Raw genomic sequence first — 23,915 nt, forward strand, 5'->3', positions numbered from 1 at the left:
TATGACAACGCGATGCCGTTGTTTACTGACCGCTCAGCACGCGCGCCGGATCAATGCGGTTGGCGCGCCGCGCCGGATACCAGCTCGCCAGCAGGCTGAGCACGATGGCGGTCAGCAGCACGGAGCCGACGTCCAGCCAGTGCAGCTCCGAGGGCAAAAAGTCGATAAAGTAGATGTCGCCCGCCAGCAAATGATGGCCGGTCAGCGATTCCAGTCCGCGCACCAGCGTGGTGAGATTGAACGCCACCAGCACGCCGATCGCCACGCCGCTGACGCTGCCGAGCAGTCCCGCCAGCAGGCCGTACCAGATAAAGATGGCGCGGATCAGCCCGTATTTCGCCCCCAGCGTGCGCAGCACCGCAATATCGCTGCTCTTGTCCTTCACCGCCATTACCAGCGTCGAGACGATATTAAAACAGGCTACGCCAATCACCAGCACCATCGCCAGATACATAATGGCGCGGATCATCTGAATATCGCGGTACATATAGCCAAAGGTGCCGATCCAGCTGCGGATATAGACGTAGCCGTGCGTCGCCTCGCCCGCGTCGCGCACCAGCTTCACCGCCTGGAAGGGAGCCGTCATCTTCAGGGCGATACCCGTGACACTGTCACCCATATCGAGATAGCGTTGCGCGTCCGCCAGCGGCACCAACGCCAGACTGTGGTCTAGCATGCCGCTCAGCTGCAGAATGCCGCTCACCTGCAGGCGAATGCGCTTTGGCTGCAGCAGCTTCGTGCCGCTGTCGTTGTTGGGAATAAGTACGGTGATCCAGCTGCCCTGCTTGACGTTCAGCACGCGGGCGATGCCGCCGCCTAAAATGATCTGCTGCTGGCCGGCGGCGAAGTTTTTCCAGCCGTCGCCCTCCACGAACTGCGGCAGCGCGCTGAGGCGCGGCTCCTGCGCCGGATCGACCCCCTTGACCTGCAGCGCCTGCAGCTTCGCGCCGCTCTCGATCAGGCCGGTGAAGTTGACGTAGGGCGTGGCGGCGGCGATGCCCGGCACCTGCTCCACAGGGGCTAACAGCGACTGCCAGTTGCGGAACGGCTGCTTCACCGTCTCGATTTCGCCGTGCGGCACCACCGCCAGAATACGGTTATTCAGCTCGCGCTCGAAGCCGTTCATGGCACTGAGGCCGATAATCAGCACCGCCACGCCCAGCGCGATACCGAGGGTGGAGATAATAGAAATCAGCGATACCATACCGCCGCGACGGCAGCAGCGGCTGAAGCGAAGCGCTAATAACAGGGATAACGACGAACCCATCACAGCGCTCCTGCTAAGGTCACCTGCTCGTTCAACTTCCCGTCGTGCATCTCCATCTGGCGCGACAGCCGTTTCGCCAGCTGCAGATCGTGCGTCACCACCAGAAAGGCGGTGCCCTGCCGGACGTTCAGCTCGCCCAGCAGCTCGAAGATGGCGTCGGCGTTGCGCGCGTCAAGGTTGCCGGTCGGCTCGTCCGCCATCACCAGGCGCGGCCGGTTCACCAGCGCGCGGGCGATCGAGACGCGCTGGCGCTCGCCGCCCGATAGCTCCGATGGGCGATGATGGGCGCGCTTCTCCAGCCCGACCGCCGCCAGCATTTCGCGCGCGCGCTGCTGGGCCTCTGCCTTGTTGCTTTTGCCGATTAGCAGTGGCATCGCCAAGTTCTCCAGCGCGTTGAAGTCCGGCAGCAGGTGGTGGAACTGATAGATAAAGCCCAGCTCGCGGTTGCGCAACGCCGCTTTGGCCGAGGAGGACATGGCGTTCAGCGACTGGCCGTCAAACACTACGTCGCCGGCGGTCGGCGCGTCCAGTCCGCCCAGCAGGTGCAGCAGGGTACTCTTACCGGAGCCAGAGCTGCCGACAATCGCCACTAGCTCGCCGGGCTGCAGGCTAAAAGAGACGTTGCGCAGCACATCGGTCTGCACGCTGCCTTCCTGATAGCGTTTGCACAGGTTGCGACACTGCAACAAAGGGGTGTTACTCATAACGTAAAGCCTCAGCGGGTTGAACGGCGGCGGCGCGCCAGGAGGGATAAAGCGTCGACAGTAGCGCTACGGCCATCGCCGTGACGGCGATGGTCACCACCTGCCAGAGGTTGATATCCACCGGCAGCGCCGCGCCGTCGAGAAACAGGCCGATAACCGGCATCAGATTGTTTAGCTGGCTGGCGAGTAGCACGCCCAGCAGTGTGCCTAGTAGCGCGCCGATAATGCCGGCGCTGGCGCCCTGCACCATAAACACCGCGACAATCTGGCGGCGCGTCAGCCCCTGGGTTTGCAGAATCGCCACTTCGCCCTGCTTATCCATGATCAGCAGGCCGAGCGAGGTGATGATATTAAAGGCGGCGACGGCGATGATCAGGCTGAGCAGCAGCCCCATCATGTTCTTCTCCATGCGCACCGCCTGGAAGAGATCGCCTTTGCGCTCGCGCCAGTCTTTCCACACCAGCCCCGCCGGCAGCGACTGCTGGCTCAGCGTATCGACCTCCAGCGGCTTATCTAGCCACAGGCGCCAGCCGGTGACGTTGCCCACCGGATAGCGCATCAGGCGCGAGGCGTCCTGCTGATTGACCAGAATCTGACAGCTGTCCACCTCGCTGTTGGCGGCGTAGGTGCCCACCACGGTAAAGAGACGCTGGCTCGGCATGCGCCCCATCGGGGTGAACTGGCTGGCCGACGGCACCATCAAGCGCAGCTGGTCGCCGCGCTTGACGCCAAGCTGCGTCGCCAGCTGCTCGCCGAGGATGACGTTGTACTGGCCCGACTGCAGCACACTCTGTGGCGTGTTGACCAGATAGGGTGTAAGGGGATCCTTTTCGTCCGGCTGGATGCCCAGCATCACGCCGACCGAGACGTTGTGGGCGCTCTGTAGCACCACGTCGGCGGTGGTGAGCGGCGCCACGCGGCTGACGCCCGCCAGCTTAAGGCTGCTGGCGGGCTGCTGCTGTGGATTGATACTGCCCTTGTCGCTGGTGACTAGCGCCTGCGGCATTAATCCCAGGATATTGCCCTCCAGCTCGCGCTCGAAGCCGTTCATCACGGAGAGCACCATGACTAGGGCCAGCACGCCAAGCATGATGCCGATAGTGGAGAGCCAGGAAACGAAGCGACCAAAGCGATCCGATGCTCGCCCGCGCATATAGCGCAGGCCGATAAATAGCGCGACAGGTTGATACATGTATTCCGTCTTGACAGTTGCCTGTAAAAGTAGACCAGTGATGATAAAGGAGCCGTCCGGTTTATGAAACCTCTTCTAACCCTCTGAGTAAACGGCATAGTGTAGCCGATTTTTCGCAAAACGCGTGCCCGCAGCGACGGACTGGATGTTTCATCGCCAGCCGTGCGGGTAGGCTACACGATAAGGGGAGTCAAAACCGTGCCTGATGGGCGCAGGAGTCAATATCATGTTCAGATATCCCAAAGGCAGTATCGTGAAGCATAAATCGGGCGAGACTAAGGGTGAGATTGTGAACGTTTTCGATCAGGGAGATGCGCCGACCGGCTACTACGTCAAATGGGACGACGGCAACCACAGCTACCATCTGGGAAAAGACCAGTGCTGGGCGAATGTTGATCGCCCGCGCATGCACTCCCAGCCTTCCGCTAAATAACTAACTCGGCCACCGAGCAAAGGAAAAACCGTCGCAGCAGGTGATCGCCAGGGCGTAATGTGGAATCATGGCGCTCTGGAAAAAATGGAGAGAACCAGAAGATCCCATGTCCGAACAGACCCGCTATGCCCTGCCCGCTAAACCTGGCGATCGTCGCCAGCTCGGCCAGCTGATCGGCGCCGCGCACGCGGTGGAATGCGCCAGCATTACCGAGCGCTACGCCGGTCCGGTGCTGATGATTACCCCGGATATGCAAACCGCGCTGCGTTTGCTGGATGAAATCCGCCAGTTCACCGACCAGCCCGTCAGCCATCTGGCCAACTGGGAAACGCTGTCCTATGACAGCTTTTCGCCGCATCAAGATATTATCTCGGCGCGCCTGTTGACGCTCTACCAGCTGCCGACCATGGCGCGTGGCATGCTGATTATGCCGGTGAATACCCTGATGCAGCGCGTCTGCCCGCACTCCTTTCTGGATGGCCATGCGCTGGTGATGAAGCAGGGGCAAAAGCTGTCGCGCGATCGCCTGCGCGAGCAGCTGGAGCAGGCGGGCTACCGCCACGTCGGTCAGGTGATGGAGCATGGCGAATACGCCACGCGCGGCGCGCTGCTCGATCTCTTTCCGATGGGCAGCGAGCAGCCCTACCGCATCGACTTCTTCGACGACGAGATCGACAGCCTGCGGCTGTTCGACGTCGACAGCCAGCGCACGCTGGAGGCGGTACCGGCGATCAATCTGCTGCCAGCCCATGAATTTCCCACCGACAAGGCGGCGATCGAGCTGTTCCGCACCCGCTGGCGCGAGCTGTTCGACGTGCGCCGCGAGCCGGAGCATATCTATCAGCAGGTGAGTAAAGGCACCCTGCCCGCCGGTATCGAATACTGGCAGCCGCTCTTTTTCGAGCAGGATCTGCCGACGCTGTTCAGCTATCTGCCCGACAATACGCTGATTGTGAACTGCGGCGACCTGAACGGCAGCGCCGAGCGCTTCTGGCAGAACGTCGAGGCGCGCTATGAGAACCGTCGCGTCGATCCGATGCGCCCGCTAGTGACCCCCACCACGCTGTGGCTGCGCCCCGACGCGCTGTCGAGCGAACTGAACCGCTGGCCGCGCATGCAGATGAGCAACGAGGCGCTGCCGGAGAAAGCCGCCAACACCAACCTCGGCTATCAGCCTTTGCCGGACATGGCGATCCAGGCGCAGGCCAAAGCGCCGCTCGATCCGCTGCGTCAGTTCCTCGACGGCTTCAGCGGCCAGGTGACCTTCTCGGTCGAAAGCGAAGGCCGCCGCGAGAGCCTGCAGGAGCTGCTGGCGCGCATCAAGCTGCGTCCGCAGCCGATCCAGCGCTTCGATGAGGCGAACGACGCGCGCTTTACGCTAATGATCGGCGCCAGCGAGCGCGGCTTTGTCGATACTCTGCGCGACCGCGCACTGATCTGCGAAAGCGACCTGCTGGGCGAGCGCGTCAGCCGCCGTCGCCAGGATACGCGCCACACCATTAATCCCGATATTCTGATTCGCAACCTGGCGGAGCTGACGCCCGGTCAACCGGTGGTACATCTGGAGCACGGCGTCGGCCGCTATATCGGCCTGACCACGCTGGAGGTGGGCGGCATCAAGGCGGAGTATCTGATGCTCTCCTACGCCAACGACGCCAAACTCTACGTGCCGGTGTCGTCGCTGCACCTGATCAGCCGCTACGCCGGCGGTGCGGACGAAAACGCCCCGCTGCACAAGCTGGGCAGCGACGCCTGGTCGCGCGCGCGGCAGAAAGCGGCGCAGAAGGTGCGCGACGTTGCCGCCGAGCTGCTCGATATCTACGCCCAGCGTGCAGCGAAGGCAGGCTACGCCTTTAAGCACAACCGCGAACAGTATCAGCTGTTCTGCGAGAGCTTCCCGTTTGAAACCACGCCGGATCAGGCGCAGGCGATCAACGCCGTGCTGAGCGACATGTGTCAGCCGCTGGCGATGGATCGCCTGGTGTGCGGCGATGTCGGCTTCGGCAAAACCGAAGTGGCGATGCGCGCAGCGTTTCTCGCGGTAGAGAACCACAAGCAGGTGGCGGTGCTGGTGCCGACTACGCTGCTGGCGCAGCAGCACTACGACAACTTCCGCGACCGCTTCGCCAACTGGCCGGTACGCATTGAGATGCTGTCGCGCTTCCGCAGCGCCAAAGAGCAGGCGCAGGTGCTGCAGGAGGCAAGCGAAGACAAAATCGATATACTGATCGGCACCCACAAGCTACTGATGAGCGATCTGAAATGGCGCGATCTGGGCCTGCTGATCGTCGATGAGGAGCACCGCTTCGGCGTGCGTCACAAAGAGCGCATCAAGGCGATGCGCGCCGACGTCGATATCCTGACGCTGACCGCCACGCCGATCCCGCGCACCCTGAATATGGCGATGAGCGGCATGCGCGATCTGTCGATTATCGCCACGCCGCCGGCGCGGCGCCTAGCGGTCAAGACCTTTGTGTGCGAGTACGACAACATGGTGGTGCGCGAGGCGATCCTGCGCGAAGTTCTGCGCGGCGGCCAAGTCTACTATCTCTACAACGACGTGGATAATATTGAGAAGGCGGCGCAGCGTCTCACCGAGCTGGTGCCGGAAGCGCGCATCGCCATCGGCCACGGCCAGATGCGCGAGCGCGACCTTGAACGGGTGATGAACGACTTCCATCATCAGCGCTTCAACGTGCTGGTCTGCAGCACCATCATTGAAACCGGCATCGATATCTCGACCGCCAACACCATTATCATCGAGCGAGCCGATCACTTCGGCCTGGCGCAGCTGCACCAGCTGCGCGGCCGCGTCGGACGGTCGCATCATCAGGCCTACGCCTGGCTGCTGACGCCGCACCCGAAGGCGATGACTCCCGATGCGCAGAAGCGGCTAGAGGCGATCGCCTCGCTGGAGGATCTCGGGGCGGGCTTTGCGCTGGCGACCCACGATCTGGAGATCCGCGGCGCGGGCGAGCTGCTGGGCGAAGAGCAGAGCGGTCAGATGGAGACGCTGGGCTTCTCGCTCTATATGGAGCTGCTGGAGAATGCAGTAGAGGCGCTGAAGGCGGGGCGCGAGTCGTCGCTAGAGGATCTCACCAGCAATCAGACCGAAATCGAGCTGCGCATGCTCGCCCTGCTACCGGACGACTTTATCCCCGACATCAATACGCGCCTGTCGCTCTATAAGCGCATCGCCAGCGCCGACAGCGAGGAGGAGCTGCAGGAGCTGAAGGTAGAGATGATCGACCGCTTCGGTGTGCTGCCGGACGCGGCGCGCAACCTGCTAGATATCGCCATGCTGCGACTGGTGGCGCGCAGCCTCGGCATCCGCAAAATCGAGATCAGCGACAAGGGCGGCTTCTTTGACTTTGCGTCGCAGAACAGCGTCGATCCCGGCTGGCTGATTAGCCTGCTGCAGAAGGATCCGCAGCAGTGGAAGCTGGACGGTCCGACGCGGCTGCGCGTCACGCGCGATCTCAGCGAGCGCAAGCTACGTATGGAGTGGGTGCAGGAGTTTATGAATCAGCTGCGGGAAAACCGCGTATAAAGAGGGCAAAACCCGCGACGGTGCCCGTTTGCCCCGCCGCGGGTTTTTCCGCCGGCTTGCCCGCACGGCGCAGGCCGCCGGAAATTGCGCCTCCGACGGCGCGCTAAGCCAGCCCCACCGCGGTGGGGCTTTTTTTATGCCACCGAGCGGGTGTGCTTGATGCCAATCAGCGTCGGGAACATAAACAGCGACTGTCCCAGCCCGCGGTTTGTGACCGACCACACCGCCACCGAACAAAGCGAGCAGATACCGACGATCGCCAGCGGTTAGAAACAGGCCTACAGCCACAAGAACCAAGCCTGCTCGAACAGATGGTTGCGCTGCGCGAACAAGATGACCGACATGCCGAAGAACTCGATAACGATGCAGTGAATAATAATGTAAATCTGCAGCGTATTGCGCCCGATCCAGTTCATACAGCGCATGCTGAAGCACTGGTTGAGCCAGCGGCAGGCCGCCACGCTGGCCAGCAACGCCAGCACGTACATAAACAGGCTCTTATCGAGGACGAAGATGGCGTGTACTCCCGCCAGCGCCGCAAGCAGCGCCCAGGGCGCGACATTTTCATGCCGCCATTCGCTCAGGCGCAACATGGTTGAACTCCAGAACACCCCCAGCAGGAAAAACAGATAATATTGCGCCACGCTTTGAGGTCCCCGGAATGGAATAATATTTTCCGCGGCCAGATAATTAAGCACTACCGCAGCGACCAGAAGGGCCACTTTATACTGCCGGAAAATTTTGGTACAGAGGAAATGTAAGCCCAGCCCGTAGAGATACCAGGAGGTGCTCATCGCCATAAAGGTCAGCTTGAGAAATTCAAATAGCGAAACGGCGTAGGCGGGGTTCAGGTTCTGAGAAATACGCTGGCCGGTGATTTCAGTTGAGATGCCGACGATCGACCACCACTGAACAAAGCCTCGCAAAACAAAATAGTAACGAGCACCATGAGTGCACTTCTCCTGCGCCAGAGCGCGAATGGTGTTGAGCACCTCGCCCACCAGCTCTGGATCGAGCGCCGAGGTCGGCTCGTCGAACAGGATCACCTGCAGACGCATCGCCAGCGCGCGGGCGCGAGCCTCGACCTCCGCTTTTAGCTCGCCTTTGAAGATCACCGGCCCTTCAATGATGTTCTCCAGCACCGAGCGATGCGGGAGCAGGTTAAAGTTCTGGAAGACAAAGCCTACCTGCTGACGCACCTGCTCTTTCTGCCGCGTCTGCGCCAGCCTGGCGTCGATGGTGATATCGCCAACCTATTTTCGCCCTAGAAGCTGAACGGCGGATAGGTGCCCTCCAGCCCGACGCGCAGCTCGCCTTTGTCTTTGACTTTGGCCAGCAGGCTTTCCGCTGCGTGCGTCTTGAGGTTCACGCCGGCAATCAGCGCCACCGCCATCACGCTCATCGCCAGATGGCGACCGACACGAGAAAGAATCATAATTACCCCATTTTTTAGTATGTGATGTGTGTTGTCGGACGCGGCGGCAGCCGCGCCCGGTGCGGATTTAGTAATGTGCGAAGTATAAACGTTTTCTCTGGCGCTGAGCAGACCGAAGGATGATAAGCAAATAACGCCGGCGCGCCGTCACCATCGATGCTTATCAGTCCATTGATAAACAGCCGCTGCAGGTCACTGCACAAGAACAGGCCGTTGTCCACACTGTTGTCTACCAGCCCGCCCTCCTCGTTCTCGCGCGTGTCGATATGGCACGCCTCGCCCCAGGGCCAGCTGTGGCGATCGGTGAGGCGCGTGCCGGTCATCACGCAGCCGCCGTAGCACGCCCTGACCGCCGCGAGAAACTCCGCCTGGCTGGCGTGCTGCAGGAAGCTGACCCTGACGCGCCGTCCCACTTCCGTTCCCGCCATCATTACCGTCGGCACCTTATGCTGCGGCGTGCTGAGCACCACAATAAACTGAATGCGGCGCGACAGCGGAAAACAGGGGGGAGACTGCGCATCGAACAGCTGCCAGTACGCCTCGTCGTTCTCCTCGCGCATCAGCGTCAGCTGATCGACGCGGCTCTCCCCCACTACCTGCCAGAGCGTATCGCGCTGCGTGTCGCTACGGCGGCGAAAATAGGCAAAGTGCTACTGCGTCTTCAGATAGTGCTCGAAGCGGCGCAGGTAGTTTTTGCGCTCGTTGTAGTCAGAGATAAACAGCAGATCCGCTAGCGGACGTAAGAGGTGCTGAGGGGGTTAATCTGTAACGGGCAGGCGATTCAGGCTGCGCCCATAAAAAGTTCGCTTTCGCCAGCACGGAGTTACCTGCCTGCTGGATGATCTGCGCTTTAGACATATTTGAAACTTCGGTCGCGTAGTCAGCATTCTGAATACGAGACTGTGCTTCAGACAGGTTAGTCGTGGTGTTGTTCAGGTTGGTGATAGCAGCGTCCAGACGGTTCTGCACCGCACCTAGGCTTGAACGGAAGGTATCGACAGATGCGATATCTTTAGTACCGGTTGCGCCGCCGTTAGCGATAGCAGTGGTAGCAGTGGTTTAATCTTTGCCCTGAACGGTAACGTAGCAGTTGAACCAGCGCCCACTTCACGTGTCGCCCATTGCGCCGTCGGTTACGCCGTTAGTGGTGTCATCGTAGGTCGCGTCGGTGGTGTTCAGAGAAACCGCACCGGTAGCGTCATCGATTGACATCGCGTAGTCGTCATTGCCAGAAGATACAACGTAGGTAGAGGTCGCAGCACCGGTAGAGTCCTGCACGTTGTACAGCGTCAGAGAGCTGGCGTCAACGCCCAGACCGGTAGCAACCGCTGACAGGTCAACGTCTTGCAGTGAGCCGCTTGCACCAACCTGAGTGATAGAGTCGCTCAGTTTCAGGGCGTTAGAAGAAACAGAAAAACCTTTCAGGCCCAGACCAGAGTAGAAGAGTCGATTTTTTTCAGGTCGATGTCGATGGTCTGGCCATCGTTCGCGCCAACCTGGATAGACATTTTGCCGTCTTTAGCCAGTACGTTCACGCCGTTGAACCGAGTATGACCAGATACGCGGTCGATTTCGTCCAGACGAGATTTGATTTCGTCCTGGATAGATGACAGGTCAGAATCAGAGTTGGTGCCGTTCTGCGCCTGAACAGTCAGTTCACGTACACGCTGCAGGTTGTTGTTGATTTCTGACAGCGCACCTTCAGTAGTCTGCGCAGCAGAGATACCGTCGTTGGCGTTACGTGCAGCCTGGGTCAGGCCGTTGATGCACGACGTCTTATTCCGCCGCGACGGCGGAATAAGGCGGCTCAGCGCTACGGCTTCTGCTCGTTGGCCTGGGTAATGGCCGACTTCAGCAGTTCCGGCTCGATATTCTGGATCACCGCCGTGCTCGGCTGCTTCGCCACCTCGTCCAGCGCTTGCTGGCACTCGACCGTCGGGCGATCCACCTTGCGCAGCCTCAGACCGTCGTAACGCAGTTCGCCCCCCTCCAGCGTCAGCGGCATCACGCGCGACTGGCGGTTAACGTTGACGTAATCGCCGCTCAGCAGCGTCAGCTTACCCGGCTTGGCGCTCACGCGCATCCACTGGCGGCAGTCAAGCGTGCTGCCGTCGGCGTTCACAATCAGGCTGCCCATCGCCTGTTCGCTGCGTAATCCGCTCTGCGCGCCGCTGGTTTGCCAGTTGCCCTGCAGGCTGGCGGGCGCCGGCGTCTGTACCGCATCCTCATAGCTGTTGATTTGCGCACAACCGGCCAGCGCCAGCACGGCCGTCAGCATCCACTTTTTCATCGTTAATCCCTGAGATCACTTCAATGACGGCTACGTTATAATTTTTCGCCCGCACTCCGCAAGCGCTCTGCGTCCGGTAGGCTGGCGCGCGCCGCATTTTTCTGCTCTCTGTGGCAGTGCTCGATCGCCTGACAAGGGCTGACGGGTGCGTTACACTGACGCGCTGCACAACCGTAGTGAATTTTCAGGAACCCCTATGAAAACGCCAGAATCCTATTATGATGTATGCGCAGGCGCGCGAGATGTTCTTTACCGCACATCCAGACTTTCAGGCCGCGCTGGATGAACTGATGGAAAGCGACGCCCGTCATGCGAACATGTCGCTGCGCCAGCAGCGCGAATGGCACGCCGAACGCATCTACGCCGCCTTTTTGCGCCAGAAAAATCTCGACGGCATGATCTTCTCGATCCAGCTCGCCGAGCCGGACAAAGCAGTCTCCGTGGAGGCGATTGAGAGCTACCTCAAGTCCCATACCGCCTCGCTGGGTATGAGCTGGGAAGAGTTCTGTACCAAGAACGAACTCTGACACCGCATTGCAACACCTCCAACCAGTAAGAAAAGCTAGGATAAAAATTGTACAATTTCGCAAAACTTATATATAAATTTACTCTACGACTTCGGGGTCGGGGTTGTAATTGTCCTTGAACGAATGGTGCGTTTGCACCGCCTCTGGAGGTGTTGCTGGATTTCCACCTCCAGAGGTTTGGTTTTCCCCTTTTTACCGCCTGTTACCCTGCCCGAGCTGCGCGCCATCCCGTAAAAATTAGCGGCGAGACGGCTAAGTCGCTTGTCACTGGTTTTATTTACAGTATGATGTGCCAGCGAATTTCTTCCCTGTATGGAATCCCTGTATGTTTGTGGAATTGATTTACGATAAGCGTAACGTCGCCGGCCTGCCTGGCGCGCGCGAGATTATTTTGCAGGAGCTGGTGAAGCGCGTGCAGCGCGTTTTTCCCGATATCGAAGTGCGCGTGAAGCCGATGGAGCACAACGCCATTGAGACCGATCTGAGCAAAAACGACAAGGCCACGGTGGCGCGCATTATTGAAGAGATGTTCGACGAGGCGGAAATGTGGCTGGTGGCCGACTAAACGCGACGGCCACCGGGCAGAGCAGGATTATTTTTCCTGCTCGCTGTGGTTGATGGCGGTTTCCATATCCTGAATCACGGCGTCTAGGTCATCCAGCGTCATCCAGCAGCGTGCCCTGTTTATTCAGCAGCGAGTCGATGCGCCCGGCAAATTCTTGATCCTTGTATTCGCCCGCGTCGAAGGCGAGCCAGTGGCTGGAGAGCGTTTCGGTATTGGTCTGCGCGTAGTGGCGCATCTCTTTCAGCTGCGAGGTCACATCGCGCAGGTAGTCAGTTTTGCTTTTCGTTTCCGCTGAATCACTCATCCGTTTTTCCTTTTGCTGTTTTAACCAATAAATATCTCGCATCACTATTTAAACGTAGCGGAGAGTAATGAAGCGGCCTTCAGAATTGTCGGAAGACGCGGCTTGCGCGCGGTCACGGTTGACATGAATACGCGTTATGCTTTGCGCTCTTTTGCAGTTTTAACAGGACGTTAAAATGAAAAAATCCCTTCTGCTTGTCGCTTCGCTGCTGCTTTCCGCCTACGCCTCATCGCCGCGCCTAGCGCCATCAAATTGAGGGCTACGTGAAGTTTGCTTTGACGTCGGTAAAGCGGGCAAGGTAAGCGAAATGCGTATTGTGCAGTCGGAGCCGCGCGGGTTTTCGAACCCTATGTGATCGCGGCCGTCAGCCAGTGGCGCTATGAACTCAACAAGCCAACAAAAAATCTGTCGATGACCATCCGCTTCAGGCTGCACCACAACGCCGACCCCGCCAAAAGCACCATCATCTTCTGATAAAACAGGGGACGCTGCGGCCCCCTTTTGGCTGGCCATTGCCCGACTCCGCTACAGGTATTTACCCGCCAGGGTAAACAGCTCCTCTTTCGCTGCCGCGCCCAGATGCGCGAGACCCTGCTGCACGAAATCAAACGCGGTGTTGAAATCTTTCACGCCTGCGCTGAATTCGTTTTGTTCCGTGTGAACGGATGGGGAGGACGGCGCTGGCGCCTCGCTGCTGGCGGCAGGCTGCTGAGGCTGAGCAGCATCGTCAGCAGCCCGCTCGCTCGCCTGCCCGACAGCGGTATCCGACACGGATACCTGCGTCTGGGACTGCGGGTCGGCTGAAGCAGCATCAGGCGCTGCGGGTTCCGAGTTCTGCATCGCGATGGAGGGCTCGATCGGTACCGGTCTGCTCTTCAGACTGCACGGCGGCTGAGGTATCGGGCGGCGCGGGCCGCTCATCGAGCAGTACGGCAGTCGATATATCCACCTGGGCGGGCTGCGGCATCTGCCGGCGCAGGCTGCTCCGCAAGTTGTGCAGCGGCGGGATCCGCCGACGCGGCCGGATCGATCGCGCTGGTCGCCTTCATCCTCTACCGCAAAATGGGTGCGTCCGCAGCTGACGCGTAAACGCGAAACGGAAAAAGCGACCATGGAAGCCGCAGCGCAGCACGCCGTCGCCGCACAAGAGGAAGAAGCCTACAGCGTGCAGCTCAGCAAAGATGAGCAGGACGTAGAGCGTAAGTCTAACAACCGCATGAGCGCCGAGGCGATGAGCCAGCGCGTCCGCGATATGTCCGAAAACGAGCCGCGCGTCGTCGTGCTGGTTATCCGCGAATGAATGGATGAGTAAAGAGCTATGAGTCTGACCGGAACTGAAAAAAGCGCCATCCTGATGATGACCATCGGCGAAGAGCGCGCCGCCAGCCTGCTGGAGGGTATTCTTGAATCTCGCGAAACCACCAGCAAGATGGAAACACTCAACTTTATGGAGCCGCAGGCCGCTGCCGACCTTATCCGCGACGAGCATCCGCAAATCATCGCCACTATCCTGGTGCACCTCAAGCGTGGCCAAGCAGCGGATATCCTGGCACTGTTCGACGAGCGCCTGCGTCACGACGTGATGCGCTGCGTATCGCCACCTTCGGCGGCGCTGGCGGAGCTGACCGAAGTGCTCAACAACCTGCTGGACGGCACCAACCTCAAGCGCGCGAAGATGGGCGGCGTGAGAACCGCGGCCGAGATCATCAACCTGATGAAAACGCAGCAGGAAGAAGCGGTTATCGAAGCGGTACGCGACTTCGACGGCGAGCTGGCACAGAAGATCATCGACGCAATGTTCCTGTTCGAAAACCTGGTGGACGTGGACGACCGCAGCATCCAGCGTCTGCTGCAGGAAGTGGAGTCCGAGCAGCCGGTGCGCGAGAAGTTCCTCAAGAACATGTCGGCGCGCGCTGCCGATATCCTGCGCGACGACCTCGCCAACCGCGGTCCGGTACGTATGTCGGCAGTGGAAAACGAACGGAAAGCCATCCTGCTTATCGTGCGCCGTCTGGCGGAATCGGGCGAGATGGTGATTGGCGTCAGCGAGGAAACCTGTGTCTGATGCCTTGTCCGCTCGCCCCTGGCAGCTCTGGCAGCCTGAGGATTTAGGCCGTATCAATGGAGCCGGAGCCGGAGCTGTTCGCCTCAGAAGTGGACGAGCAGCTGCTGCAGTTTGAACGCCTGCAGCAGTAGGCGCCGTTACAGGCGCGCATGCAGCAGCTGGTGACAGAGTTCCAGCACTCGCTGGAGGCGCTCGACAGCGTTATCGCCTCGCGCCTGATGCCGCTGGCGCTGGAAGCAGCGCGTCAGGTGATCGGCCAAGCGACCACGATGGACGGCAGTGCCCTGCTGCGCCAGATCCAGCAGCTGCTGGCCGACAGCACCCTGCATCCGGTCGGCTGCAAGCTGAGCACTGAAGATGGCGACCTCGACACCAGCGTGGCGACGCGCTGGCAGGAGCTGTGCCGTCTTGCCGCGCCGGGAGAGTTTTAATGACCTCACGCCTTTCCCGCTGGCTCGGCGCGCTGGACGCCTTTGAAACCCGCATCGCGCAGGTGCAGCCAGTGCACCGCTACGGCCGCTTGACGCGCGCCACCGGTCTGGTGCTGGAGGCGACCGACCTGCAGCTGCCGCTCGGCGCCACCTGCGTGATTGAACGCAACGACGGCAAAAAACTGACCGAAGTCGAAAACGAAGTGTTTCTGATGCCGCTGGAAGAGGTCGACGGCATTCTGCCCGGCGCGCGCGTCTATGCGCGCGACAGCGGCCATAGCGGCAAACAGCTACTGCTCGGTCCTGAGCTGCTGGGCCGCGTGCTCGACGGCCTGCCCTTGCCCGATACCGGCTACCGCGCGCCGCTGATCACTCCGTCCTTTAACCCGCTGCAGCGCACGCCGATCACCGACGTGCTCGATACCGGCGTGTGCGCCATCAACGCCCTGCTCACCGTCGGGCGCGGCCAGCGTATGGGCCTGTTCGCCGGCTCCGGCGTCGGTAAAAGCGTGCTGCTCGGCATGATGGCGCGCTATACCCAGGCGGACGTCATCATGGTCGGGTTGATCGGCAAGCGTGGCCGCGAAGTAAAAGACTTTATCGAAAACATTCTTGGCGCCGAGGGCCGTGCGCTCTCAGTCAGTGGTGATCGCCGCGCCGGCCGACGTCTCGTCGCTGCTGCGTATGCAGGGCGCCGCCTACGCCACGCGCATCGCCAAAGATTTTCGCGATCGCGGCCAGCATGTGCTGCTGATCATGGACTCCCTGACGCGCTACGCCATGGCGCAGCGCGAGATCGCGCTGGCCATCGGCGAGCCTCCGGCCATCAAAGGCTATCCCCCGTCGGTGTTCGCCAAGCTGCCGGCGCTGTTGGAGCGTGCCGGCAACGGCACGCACGGCTGCGGTTCGATCACCGCCTTCTATACCGTGCTCACCGAAGGGGACGCTCAGCAGGATCCTGTCGCCGACTCGGCGCGCGCCATTCTTGACGGCCATATCTTGCTGTCGCGCCGCCTGGCGGAAGCGGGCCACTATCCGCCCATAGATATCTAAGCCTCGATCAGCCGCGCCATGACCGCGCTTATCGATGAGGATCACTACGCGCGGGTGCGCCAGTTTAAACAGCTGCTCTCCAGCTTCCAGCGCAACCGCGACCTGGTGAGCGTCGGCGCCTATGACGCCGGCGGCGATCCGATGCTCGACAAGGCGATCCGCCTCTAACCGCAGATGGAACAGGGCATATTCGAACACAGCCATTACGACGACGCCTGCCTGCACCCTGCACGCGCTGTTCGGCTAACCGTGGAGGAGTAAGCAATGAAAAGCGCCAGTGCCATCGACACGCTGCGCGATTTAGCGGGGCAGGATCTGGAAAAAGCGGCGATCTACCTCGGCGATATGCGCCGCGGCGTGCGCCAGGCGGACGAGCAGCTGACCATGCTGCTCGACTACCCGGAGGAGTACCGCAAAAAGCTGAACAGCGATATGTCCGGCGGCATCGCCACGACGCGCTGGACCAACTACCACCAGTTTATACAGATGCTGGAAAAGGCGATTGAGCAGCACCGCGCCCAGCTGAACCACTGGAACAAGCGACTGGAGCAGGCGCTGACCAGCTGGCGCGATAAGCAGAAGCGGCTTAACGCCCACCAGACGCTGATTAGCCGCGAGGCAGAGCGCGCGCTGCTGCGAGAAAACCGTCTCGCCCAGAAACAGATGGATGAATATGCCCAACGGGCCGCATTGAGGAAAGGCGAATGATTACGCTGCCAACTATTGCCACCGCGATCAGCGCGCAAGGTGACCTGAACAGTTCAGAGACCACAGACCTTTTGCACAGCGTCAAATATCTGCCGCAGGACTTTCTGACTGAGCTCGTCAACCGTCTGCTGACGCTGGCGAAACAGCAGGGAAACCAGGCACAATCTATTGAAAGCGCAGAAGAAAGTTAGCAAGAGCGCGTACCGGTGGGTCAGCTGAACGCGCTGCTGGCGACCTTTGAAAATCCCGGCAGCCTCGACGCGCGGTTGACGACGGAAAATATTAAAGCCGACAGCAAATCCGCCGATGATAAAGAGCAGGAAAGCACAGAAACGCTAAACAGCAGCGACGCGCAAACCATGCAGGCGCTGTTCGCGATGTTGCCGATAACGTCAACCGCCGCTGCGCTGACCAGCACCGCCGCAGAATCCCTGCCGGCTGCCGGCGGCGAGACGCGCCGCAGCATGCTGGCCGCACTGAGCCAGATCTTAAACAACACGCCGGGCCAGGCGTAAACGGCACGCTGGCGCACGGCCGGGCTGACCTTAGCCTGCAGGCGGATGTCGCCAGCGCGCCGCCGAGCGACGACGTGTTCAAAACGTTCGAGAGCAGCGCCGCCGCCGGCTCGCGGCAGGATATCGACCTGATTATGGATATCCCGGTGAAGCTCACCATGGAGCTGGGCCGCACCAAGATGACTATCAAAGAGCTGCTGCGCCTGACGCAAGGCTCGGTGGTGGCGCTGGACGGTCTGACCGGCGAGCCGCTGGATATCCTGATTAACGGCTACCTGATCGCCCAGGGCGAAGTGGTGGTGGTCATAAATATGGCGTGCACATCACCGACATTATCACGCCCTCTGAGCGCATGCGTCGCCTGAGTCGTTAAGAAAATGATGAATACCCAGTCCCACACGCTGCAACCCGCCGCACCCGCGGCTCCGGCCCTCTCTGCCGGCTCCGTGCTGGCCCAGGTCAGCAGCGTGCTGGCGGTGATTGTGCTGCTGATCCTCGCCTGCGCCTGGCTGGCGCGCCGTCTCGGCTTCGCGCCGAAGCGGATAAGCAGCCAGGCGCTGAAGGTGAGCGCGAGCGCGTGGTGATTGTAGATACCGCCGAGGCGCGCCTGGTGCTAGGCGTCACGGCGGCGCAGATTACTCATCTGCATACCCTGCCGCCGCCGCGCCGCAGGATTTTCGTCAGCTGCTGCAGAACCTGGTTAAACGTCCCGGAAAACCCCAATGATGCGTCGACTGCTCCCCTTTCTGCCGCTGCTACTGCTGGCACCGGCCGCTTACGCCCAGCTGCCGGGACTGGTGAGCCATGCATTGCCCAACGGCGGGCAAAGCTGGTCGCTTCCGGTGCTGACGCTGGTCTTTATCACCTAGCTGACCTTTATTCCGGCCATGCTGCTGATGATGACCAGCTTTACCCGTATAATCATCGTGTTCGGCCTGCTGCGCAACGCGCTGGGCACGCCGTCGGCGCCGCCCAACCAAGTACTGCTCGGCCTGGCGCTGTTTCTCACCTTCTTTATTATGGCGCCGACCTTCGACAAGATTTACGACGAGGCCTATCTGCCCTTCAGCCAGGACAAGATCAGCATGGAAGTGGCGCTTGGAAAAAGGCGCGCAGCCGCTGCGCGGCTTTATGCTGCATCAGACACGTGAAGCGGACCTCGCGCTGTTTGCCCGCCTAGCGAATACGCCGCCGATTCAGGGACGGAGGCGGTGCCAATGCGCATTCTGCTGCCTGCCTACGTCACCAGCGAGCTAAACACCGCGTTCCAGATTGGCGTTACCGTGTTTATCCCGTTTTTGATTATTGACCTGGTGGTCGCCAGCGTGCTGATAGCGCTGGGGATGATGATGGTGCCGCCGGCGACCATCTCGCTGCCCTTCAAGCTGATGTTGTTTGTTCTGGTGGATGGCTGGCAGCTGCTGGTCGGATCGCTGGCGCAAAGCTTCTATTCCTGATTATTCCGATTCCCCGGAGAGAAAAATGATGCCAGAATCCGTGATGGTAATGGGCCTGGAGGCGATGCGCCTTGCCTTGATGCTGGCGCCGCTGCTGCTGGCGGCGTTGGTCAGCGGGCTGATCATTAGCCTGCTGCAGGTGGCGACCCAGGAATCGGCCTTGCGGTGCTGATTACCTGGCTGATGGTGCCGATGCCGCCGCCGGTCGAGGTGACGCGGTTTTCGCCTGCCGGCTTCTGGCTGCTGCTACAGCAGCTGCTGATTGGCGTCGAGCTCGGCTTTACTATGCAGCTGGCGTTTGCCGCGGTGCGCCTGTCGGGCGAAGTGATTGGCTTACAGATGGGGCTGTCGTTCGCGACCTTTTTCGACCCTGGCAGCCGCCTGAACATGCCGGTGCTGGCGCGCTTTCTGGATATACTGGCGATGCTGCTGTTCCTGACCTTCAACGGTCACCTGTGGTTGATCTCGCTGCTGGCAGACAGTTTTCATACGCTGCCCATCGGGGTCGTGCCGCTAAACGCTAACGCTTTCAACGCGCTGGTCAAAGTGGGCGAATTAATTTTCCTTAATGGCATGATGTTAGCGTTACCCTCAATCGTTCTGCTACTTCTGATAAACTTGGTTCTAGGTTTGTTAAACCGTGTTACACCTCAGCTGTCGATCTTTGCGGTAGGCTTTCCAATTACCTTAACAGTGAGAATTTTAACAATGGGGCTGATGATGCCACTGGTTGCGCCCTTCTGTGAGCATCTGTTCAGCGAAGCCTTTGATTTGCTAGCCCAGTTTCTGACGGAACTGTCCCACCCCTGAAAATTAAGTATCTAATCATCTCGCTAAAGTGATATTTAAGCTACCCAGAACATTCTGTGTGTTTTTCAAACCAGTTTTCTCAGAAATCAACCAAGGAAATTCTGATAAATGAAAGCTGGCTCTGAAAATTATTCTTATTAACTCCCGCATCAAGTATTTTATTTCCCAAATTCCGAAGGTTGCTAACTCAGCGGATTCGTTGACAAAATCGGCAACAAGTTGTTTTCGAACCAAAAAATCTTTTAACGATTTTTCTTGTCAGAACTTTTTTCCAGCATTGTCAATGCTCGCTGAAACGTCACACTTTCGCGAATCAAATGTTTTTAAGAATCGTCCTATCAGCATTGAGTGAGTTATGCGAGATAGTGACGAAGCTCCCAAAACAGAGTGTTATGCACGCTTATTGCAAACCCCCAGCGATTCCCGCTATCACTGGAGAGATAAGTGACGTTAAGACCGCACAAAAAATCTTTGCAGAAACGGGTCAGGGAAGCATACTTTTGGCATGCGTATGGCCTGCCGCCAGACTGCTGAGCAGAATAAAAAAGTGTCTTAGAAATCTCTCTCGTACCGCAACGCGTAATTCATCGTTGATTTAAACGGATAACAAATCGGTGAGGGGCGCTAACATGCCAACGATTATTATGGATTCATGCAACTACACACGCCTAGGATTATCTGACTACATGTCCTGTAAAGGGGGCAAAAAGAAACACATCTTTTCCGTCCCCGACATTGACCAATTACAGCAGCGCTGCGAACAGCTAAAACCTAGCGTGCTGTTTATTAACTAAGAATGCTTTATTCATGAATCTGATTCCAGAGACCGCATTCGAAATATTATTATGCAGCATCCGGATACGCTGTTTTTCATTTTCATGGCAATCTCTAATATCCATTTTGAGGAATACCTCTACGTTCGTAATAAAATGATTATTAAATCAAAATCGACAAAAACCACGACGCTCGACTCCTTACTCAGCACCTATTTGCAGAAAAAACTTAACGCCTCTCCGCGTATTTCATCAAGCCTGGATATGCATCCGCTGACGCTAATCCAGACGGAGTCGAATATGCTGGAAATGTGGATGTCAGGACATGACACCATTCAGATTTCAGACAAGATGCAAATTAAAGCAAAAGCCGTTTCGTCGCATAAAGGCAATATCAAACGCAAAATCAAAACCCACAATAAACAGGTTATTTATCATGTGGTGCGCCTGACGGGTCACCTCTGGCATCTATGTCAACGTGCGATAATCGCTTCGCAAACAAACCGGCCTCGTGAGGCCGGTTTTTTTTCGCCTTTTTGGCGAGCGGAATCGCATTCATGGCCCTAACCCTTTTTCTTGCTCTGCCGATGTTAGCCTCATAACCACGATATGAGAGCAAGGATATGAACATAACACCGGTTTCTTCTGAGCAGTCCAGGCTTGCCCTGTGGCGCAAATTGCGCCTGATGCCTCTCTTCAGCGCCATCTTTAGCGGCATTATGCTGTTGTTCGCCCTCTGTATTGGACTCGCCAGCTACTTTCTTACCCAGAGCAACCAGTCGCTGTATGACGCCACCGATGAAATACAGGTGCGCATGGGCATCACCAACAGCTCCAACCATCTACGCACCGCCCGGCTAAATATCATCCAGGCGGGCGCCGCCGCGCGCATTAGCGAAATGGATGCGTTTCGCACCAACGTCGCCGCGACGGAAAAGCGTATCCAGCAGGCCAAAGATGGATTCAAGATCTATCAGGATCGCAAGGTGAAAACGCCGGATGATATGGCGCTCGACGCCGCGCTTCAGCGATTACGTCGAGAAGGGCCTGATCCCGATGATCAACGCGGGCAAACAGGGCAGCTTTGAGGGGATCGTCGCGCAGGAAACCGACGTCACCCGCAGGCTCGACGACGCCTATAACGCAGTGCTGCTGCAGGCAATTAAGCTGCGCACCGCGCGGGCGGACGCCATCAACGCCACGGTGGCGAATGAGTCGCGCATCGGCTTTATCACCATGGCGGCCGCCTTTGTCGCCGCCCTGCTGCTGACGCTGCTGACCTTTGTGTTCCTGCGCCGCGTGGTGAGCAATCCGCTGCGCCAGTCCGTGACGCGCATTGCACATATCGCCCAAGGCGATTTAACGGCGCCGATGGAGGCGCACGGCCGCAGTGAGATCGCATGCTGCTGCACAACCTGCAGCTGATGCAGGCGTCGCTGGTGAAAACCGTCGGCACGGTGCGCGAAGGTGCGGTGGCGATCTATCAAGGCTCCGGCGAAATCTCCGCCGGCAACACCGATCTCTCCTTACGCACCGAACAGCAGGCCACCGCGCTGGAGCAGACCGCCGCCAGTATGGAGCAGCTTACCGCCACGGTGAAGCAGAACGCCGAAAACGCCCACCACGCCAGCCAGCTGGCGGCGGACGTCTCTGGCAAGGCGCGCAGCGGCGGCGAACTGGTCGGCGAAGCGGGCAAAACCATGGGCGAAATCGTGGAAGCGATGCGCCGCGTGACCGATATTATGGCTGAGATTGCCGCCGCCTCGGACGAGCAGAGCCGCGGCATTCAGCAGGTGAGCCAGGCGGTGACCGAAATGGACAACGTGACGCAGCAGAACGCCTCACGGGTCGAGGAAGCCTCGGCGGCAGCGGCGTTGCTGGCAGGCCGGCAAGCTGACGAAGGCGGTGGCGGCATTCCGTCTGCAGGATACGCCTGTACGCTCTGCGGCACCCGCGACCCCTGCCCTGCCTGCCCTGAAAAGTCCGGCGCTGGCCGCGGTGAACGACGACAACTGGGAGACCTTCTGAGGTTGCTGTGACAGAGGCACACCCATGCCGCTGTCGCGCAGCGCCACACAGGCGCAGCCATAAAAAAATCCCGGCTCTCTGCCGGGATTTTTTTGCCTGTTAGTCAGCCGCGCGGGCTGAGGGCCTCAGGCCTCGCGGTAAGGTTCAACAAAGATGCCTTCCGGATGATCGCCCTCGTTAAAAAACCAGATCCCCAGCGGATAATCCTCCAGCGCCACCAGATACATTACGCCCTCGTTAAACGGCTCGACGGCGAGAACGGTGCCAAGGCGGCATGGGCCGCCATCGGTTTTGACGGTGACGCGGTCATTGACCTTCATGCGCGTTGCTCCTGATGTGGTAAATGATATTAGTGTAAACGAAGAGGCCGCCCTCAGCGACGCGCAATTACCCAAACCGCATGAATAATGCCGGGAATGTAGCCGCACAGCGTCAGCAGGATATTGAGCCAGAAGGCGCCGCCAAAGCCCACCTGCAGAAAAACGCCCAGCGGCGGCAGAATGATAGCGATAATAATACGTAACAGATCCATGGTATATCCTTGTCGCGTTATGATTTTACTACGCAACTAACTATAGCTGATCGCTATGATTGCAAAGGAAAAATAGGTAAATTTAGGTAAGCGGCGAGTTTTTCACTTTCTTAACGTTTCACGACAAGACCCCTGACAGGGCATCTTTTTACACTTTCCCTATTGCACCAACCCCAAAGGAGCAGTCAACCTAAAAGTAACAAGGATTTTGCCCGCGCAGCGCGGGCTTTTTTGCCTGCTATTCCCGCGCCCTCTCTCCCAACTCATCTACACTTGATCGATCCGCCGCCTGCGGCAGGAGAATCTGTAGATCCTTTTTATGAAAGGGATAGTGACGATGAAATCCAACGATAATCGCGACGCTGAGGTGCAGGGTGCGGCCGACCCGGAGGTCAACAGCGCTGCTGGAACCCCTTCCGCCCCACGCGTCCGCTTCGCCGGAAACAGCTGTCGAGGCAGACGACAGCCGCCATCTCGCCAGCGGCGGCCGCGCCTGGGTCAGCCATCCCGAGCTGGCTGACGAATATGAGCTGGATATTCGCGACTGCAGCTGCAACGAACTCAACCGTTGAGCAAGCGGCCAAAAAATACCCGGCAGGGAGTACCGGGTAAAAAGTGGGCTCCGGTGGTGCTCTGCTCCAACAAAACCGCCGCGGAAATCGCGCTGCTGCAAAAGCGCCTCGGCCTCGCCGGCATGCCTTTTATCGCCGAAAACGGCGCAGCGGTGCGTGCGCATTCCGCCGGACAGCGCCGACTACGACGCGCTCTGTCAGACGCTGCGCTCGCGCTGCAGGCCCACTTTCGCCTGCAGGGTTTTTATGACTTTACCGACACCGAAGTGGCGGCGATGACCGGCCTGACGGAGAGCGAATCGGCGCTGGCGCGCCATCGCGAAGCCTCTGAGGTAATTGTCTGGTGCGACGAGGAGGAGAAGCTGGAGGCGTTCCGCGCCGCGCTGGCGCAGGGCGGCCGCTTCTGGCACGTGATGCCGGCGGGCAGCGGCAAGGGTGAAGCCCTGCGCTGGCTGTTCGGCCAGTATGAACATCCGCCGGTCACCCTGGGCCTCGGCGACGGCCCGAATGACGCGCCGATGCTCGACGCGGTGGACTTCGCCGTGGTGATCAAGGGCTACAGCAAAACCCCGGTTACGCTCGCCAGAGCGGATACACAACAGGTCTACCATACGGCGTACTATGGCCCCGAAGGCTGGAAAGAGGGGCTTGACTATTTTCTGACCTCCTCCAGCTAAGCCGCCCCTACTGCTTACCAAAAGGAT

20 protein-coding genes and 17 pseudogenes are annotated in these 23,915 nt (G+C 59.2%); 22 read left to right on the forward strand and 15 right to left on the reverse strand.

Translation table 11 applies throughout. The features are described from left to right. Positions 1-22: 22 nt before the first annotated feature. Genes lolE through lolC form a run of 3 tightly spaced genes read right to left on the reverse strand, consistent with a single transcriptional unit; the run spans position 23 to position 3,163 of the window. Positions 23-1,267 (reverse strand): lipoprotein-releasing ABC transporter permease subunit LolE, encoded by a 1,245-nt coding sequence (lolE, locus tag EIO60_RS02905; protein WP_258575867.1) that lies wholly within the window; start codon positions 1,265-1,267, stop codon positions 23-25. After that, the gene (gene lolD / locus EIO60_RS02910; protein ID WP_258575868.1) at positions 1,267-1,971 is read right to left on the reverse strand and encodes a lipoprotein-releasing ABC transporter ATP-binding protein LolD; all 705 of its coding nucleotides are present in this window, start codon (positions 1,969-1,971) and stop codon (positions 1,267-1,269) included. The genes lolE and lolD overlap by 1 nt, the downstream gene beginning before the upstream one ends. Continuing rightward, the gene (gene lolC, locus EIO60_RS02915; RefSeq protein WP_258575869.1) at positions 1,964-3,163 is read right to left on the reverse strand and encodes a lipoprotein-releasing ABC transporter permease subunit LolC; all 1,200 of its coding nucleotides are present in this window, start codon (positions 3,161-3,163) and stop codon (positions 1,964-1,966) included. The genes lolD and lolC overlap by 8 nt, the downstream gene beginning before the upstream one ends. Positions 3,164-3,389: 226 nt before the next feature. On the opposite strand from lolC, the gene EIO60_RS02920 reads away from it, so the two are divergent. Together EIO60_RS02920 and mfd are read left to right on the forward strand one after the other, a co-directional pair. Further along, a complete protein-coding gene (locus EIO60_RS02920; RefSeq protein ID WP_258575870.1) occupies positions 3,390-3,596 on the forward strand; it encodes a hypothetical protein in 207 nt (68 codons plus the stop codon). 106 nt (positions 3,597-3,702) lie between these two features. Further along, positions 3,703-7,146: a transcription-repair coupling factor gene (gene mfd, locus EIO60_RS02925; protein ID WP_258575871.1), complete on the forward strand. Its 3,444-nt coding sequence runs from the start codon at positions 3,703-3,705 to the stop codon at positions 7,144-7,146. 134 nt (positions 7,147-7,280) lie between these two features. Here the strand turns inward: mfd and EIO60_RS02930 are convergent. From EIO60_RS02930 to yedD, 8 genes and pseudogenes are all read right to left on the reverse strand, one after another. Next, positions 7,281-8,084: pseudogene (locus tag EIO60_RS02930) on the reverse strand (acyltransferase family protein); the annotation flags it as partial. 12 nt (positions 8,085-8,096) lie between these two features. Further along, positions 8,097-8,399, reverse strand: a pseudogene (locus EIO60_RS02935) (ATP-binding cassette domain-containing protein); the annotation flags it as partial. A 14-nt stretch (positions 8,400-8,413) separates the two neighbouring features. Next, positions 8,414-8,581: pseudogene (locus EIO60_RS02940) on the reverse strand (cystine ABC transporter substrate-binding protein); the annotation flags it as partial. A gap of 128 nt (positions 8,582-8,709) precedes the next feature. Then, a pseudogene (locus EIO60_RS02945) lies at positions 8,710-9,318 on the reverse strand (HNH endonuclease); the annotation flags it as partial. After that, the gene (locus tag EIO60_RS17055; protein WP_258575872.1) at positions 9,290-9,550 is read right to left on the reverse strand and encodes a flagellin; all 261 of its coding nucleotides are present in this window, start codon (positions 9,548-9,550) and stop codon (positions 9,290-9,292) included. The gene EIO60_RS17055 and the pseudogene EIO60_RS02945, both read right to left, overlap by 29 nt. Before the next feature lie 138 nt (positions 9,551-9,688). After that, on the reverse strand, positions 9,689-9,859 hold the full coding sequence (locus EIO60_RS17060; protein ID WP_258576071.1) for a hypothetical protein: 171 nt from the start codon (positions 9,857-9,859) through the stop codon (positions 9,689-9,691). 120 nt (positions 9,860-9,979) lie between these two features. Further along, positions 9,980-10,356: pseudogene (locus EIO60_RS17065) on the reverse strand (flagellin N-terminal helical domain-containing protein); the annotation flags it as partial. Between the two features lie 38 nt (positions 10,357-10,394). Further along, entirely contained in the window at positions 10,395-10,871 is a 477-nt protein-coding gene (gene yedD, locus EIO60_RS02965; protein ID WP_258575873.1) for a lipoprotein YedD, read from the reverse strand. A 218-nt stretch (positions 10,872-11,089) separates the two neighbouring features. On the opposite strand from yedD, the gene EIO60_RS02970 reads away from it, so the two are divergent. Continuing rightward, entirely contained in the window at positions 11,090-11,398 is a 309-nt protein-coding gene (locus EIO60_RS02970; RefSeq protein WP_374058107.1) for a DUF6388 family protein, read from the forward strand. Between the two features lie 325 nt (positions 11,399-11,723). Beyond that, a complete protein-coding gene (locus EIO60_RS02975) occupies positions 11,724-11,963 on the forward strand; it encodes a DinI-like family protein (protein ID WP_258575874.1) in 240 nt (79 codons plus the stop codon). A gap of 27 nt (positions 11,964-11,990) precedes the next feature. Here the strand turns inward: EIO60_RS02975 and EIO60_RS02980 are convergent. Further along, positions 11,991-12,267, reverse strand: a pseudogene (locus EIO60_RS02980) (hypothetical protein). Between the two features lie 351 nt (positions 12,268-12,618). Here EIO60_RS02980 and EIO60_RS02985 point away from each other — a divergent pair. Continuing rightward, the gene (locus EIO60_RS02985) at positions 12,619-12,741 is read left to right on the forward strand and encodes a hypothetical protein (RefSeq protein WP_258575875.1); all 123 of its coding nucleotides are present in this window, start codon (positions 12,619-12,621) and stop codon (positions 12,739-12,741) included. 51 nt (positions 12,742-12,792) lie between these two features. Here the strand turns inward: EIO60_RS02985 and EIO60_RS02990 are convergent, their stop codons facing one another. Continuing rightward, positions 12,793-13,038 carry a hypothetical protein gene (locus EIO60_RS02990; protein ID WP_258575876.1) on the reverse strand — a complete coding sequence of 82 codons (246 nt, stop codon included), beginning with the start codon at positions 13,036-13,038 and terminating at the stop codon, positions 12,793-12,795. Between the two features lie 258 nt (positions 13,039-13,296). Between EIO60_RS02990 and EIO60_RS02995 the strand changes: the two are divergent. The 15 genes and pseudogenes from EIO60_RS02995 to EIO60_RS03065 form a co-directional block, all read left to right on the forward strand. Then, a pseudogene (locus tag EIO60_RS02995) lies at positions 13,297-13,589 on the forward strand (flagellar basal-body MS-ring/collar protein FliF); the annotation flags it as partial. Between the two features lie 38 nt (positions 13,590-13,627). Continuing rightward, a pseudogene (gene fliG / locus EIO60_RS03000) lies at positions 13,628-14,332 on the forward strand (flagellar motor switch protein FliG); the annotation flags it as partial. Then, positions 14,325-14,763: pseudogene (locus EIO60_RS03005) on the forward strand (FliH/SctL family protein). The pseudogenes fliG and EIO60_RS03005, both read left to right, overlap by 8 nt. Continuing rightward, positions 14,763-15,981, forward strand: a pseudogene (locus EIO60_RS03010) (FliI/YscN family ATPase); the annotation flags it as partial. The pseudogenes EIO60_RS03005 and EIO60_RS03010, both read left to right, overlap by 1 nt. Positions 15,982-16,080: 99 nt before the next feature. Continuing rightward, positions 16,081-16,524: a flagellar export protein FliJ gene (gene fliJ, locus EIO60_RS03015; protein ID WP_258575877.1), complete on the forward strand. Its 444-nt coding sequence runs from the start codon at positions 16,081-16,083 to the stop codon at positions 16,522-16,524. Next, the gene (locus EIO60_RS03020) at positions 16,521-16,715 is read left to right on the forward strand and encodes a hypothetical protein (protein ID WP_258575878.1); all 195 of its coding nucleotides are present in this window, start codon (positions 16,521-16,523) and stop codon (positions 16,713-16,715) included. Before fliJ ends, EIO60_RS03020 begins: the two co-directional genes overlap by 4 nt. A gap of 15 nt (positions 16,716-16,730) precedes the next feature. Next, entirely contained in the window at positions 16,731-17,039 is a 309-nt protein-coding gene (locus EIO60_RS03025; RefSeq protein WP_258575879.1) for a hypothetical protein, read from the forward strand. A gap of 35 nt (positions 17,040-17,074) precedes the next feature. After that, positions 17,075-17,412, forward strand: a pseudogene (gene fliN, locus EIO60_RS03030) (flagellar motor switch protein FliN). Positions 17,413-17,419: 7 nt separating this feature from the next. Further along, positions 17,420-17,765: pseudogene (locus tag EIO60_RS03035) on the forward strand (flagellar biosynthetic protein FliO). After that, positions 17,762-17,908 carry a hypothetical protein gene (locus EIO60_RS03040; RefSeq protein ID WP_258575880.1) on the forward strand — a complete coding sequence of 49 codons (147 nt, stop codon included), beginning with the start codon at positions 17,762-17,764 and terminating at the stop codon, positions 17,906-17,908. Before EIO60_RS03035 ends, EIO60_RS03040 begins: the two are co-directional and overlap by 4 nt. Positions 17,909-17,938: 30 nt before the next feature. Further along, positions 17,939-18,496, forward strand: a pseudogene (gene fliP, locus EIO60_RS03045) (flagellar type III secretion system pore protein FliP). 25 nt (positions 18,497-18,521) lie between these two features. Continuing rightward, positions 18,522-18,647 (forward strand): annotated as a pseudogene (locus tag EIO60_RS03050) (flagellar biosynthetic protein FliQ); the annotation flags it as partial. Positions 18,648-18,649: 2 nt separating this feature from the next. After that, a pseudogene (gene fliR / locus EIO60_RS03055) lies at positions 18,650-19,306 on the forward strand (flagellar biosynthetic protein FliR); the annotation flags it as partial. 629 nt (positions 19,307-19,935) lie between these two features. Beyond that, positions 19,936-20,566, forward strand: a pseudogene (gene rcsA, locus EIO60_RS03060) (transcriptional regulator RcsA). Between the two features lie 136 nt (positions 20,567-20,702). Continuing rightward, positions 20,703-22,107 (forward strand): annotated as a pseudogene (locus EIO60_RS03065) (methyl-accepting chemotaxis protein). 125 nt (positions 22,108-22,232) lie between these two features. Here EIO60_RS03065 and dsrB read toward each other — a convergent pair. Continuing rightward, positions 22,233-22,427, reverse strand: coding sequence for a protein DsrB (gene dsrB, locus EIO60_RS03070; protein ID WP_258575881.1), 195 nt, complete (start codon positions 22,425-22,427; stop codon positions 22,233-22,235). A 53-nt stretch (positions 22,428-22,480) separates the two neighbouring features. After that, positions 22,481-22,639 carry a YqaE/Pmp3 family membrane protein gene (locus EIO60_RS03075; protein ID WP_258575882.1) on the reverse strand — a complete coding sequence of 53 codons (159 nt, stop codon included), beginning with the start codon at positions 22,637-22,639 and terminating at the stop codon, positions 22,481-22,483. Between the two features lie 374 nt (positions 22,640-23,013). Here EIO60_RS03075 and EIO60_RS03080 point away from each other — a divergent pair, with 374 nt between their 5' ends. Both EIO60_RS03080 and EIO60_RS03085 read left to right on the forward strand, forming a co-directional pair. Beyond that, the gene (locus tag EIO60_RS03080; protein ID WP_258575883.1) at positions 23,014-23,211 is read left to right on the forward strand and encodes a DUF2525 domain-containing protein; all 198 of its coding nucleotides are present in this window, start codon (positions 23,014-23,016) and stop codon (positions 23,209-23,211) included. Between the two features lie 53 nt (positions 23,212-23,264). Then, a complete protein-coding gene (locus tag EIO60_RS03085; RefSeq protein ID WP_374058108.1) occupies positions 23,265-23,888 on the forward strand; it encodes an HAD-IIB family hydrolase in 624 nt (207 codons plus the stop codon). Positions 23,889-23,915: the final 27 nt, after the last annotated feature.

Origin of the sequence: Candidatus Pantoea persica (genome assembly GCF_013753875.1) — a bacterium.
GTDB classification, from domain to species: Bacteria; Pseudomonadota; Gammaproteobacteria; order Enterobacterales; family Enterobacteriaceae; genus Pantoea; species Pantoea persica.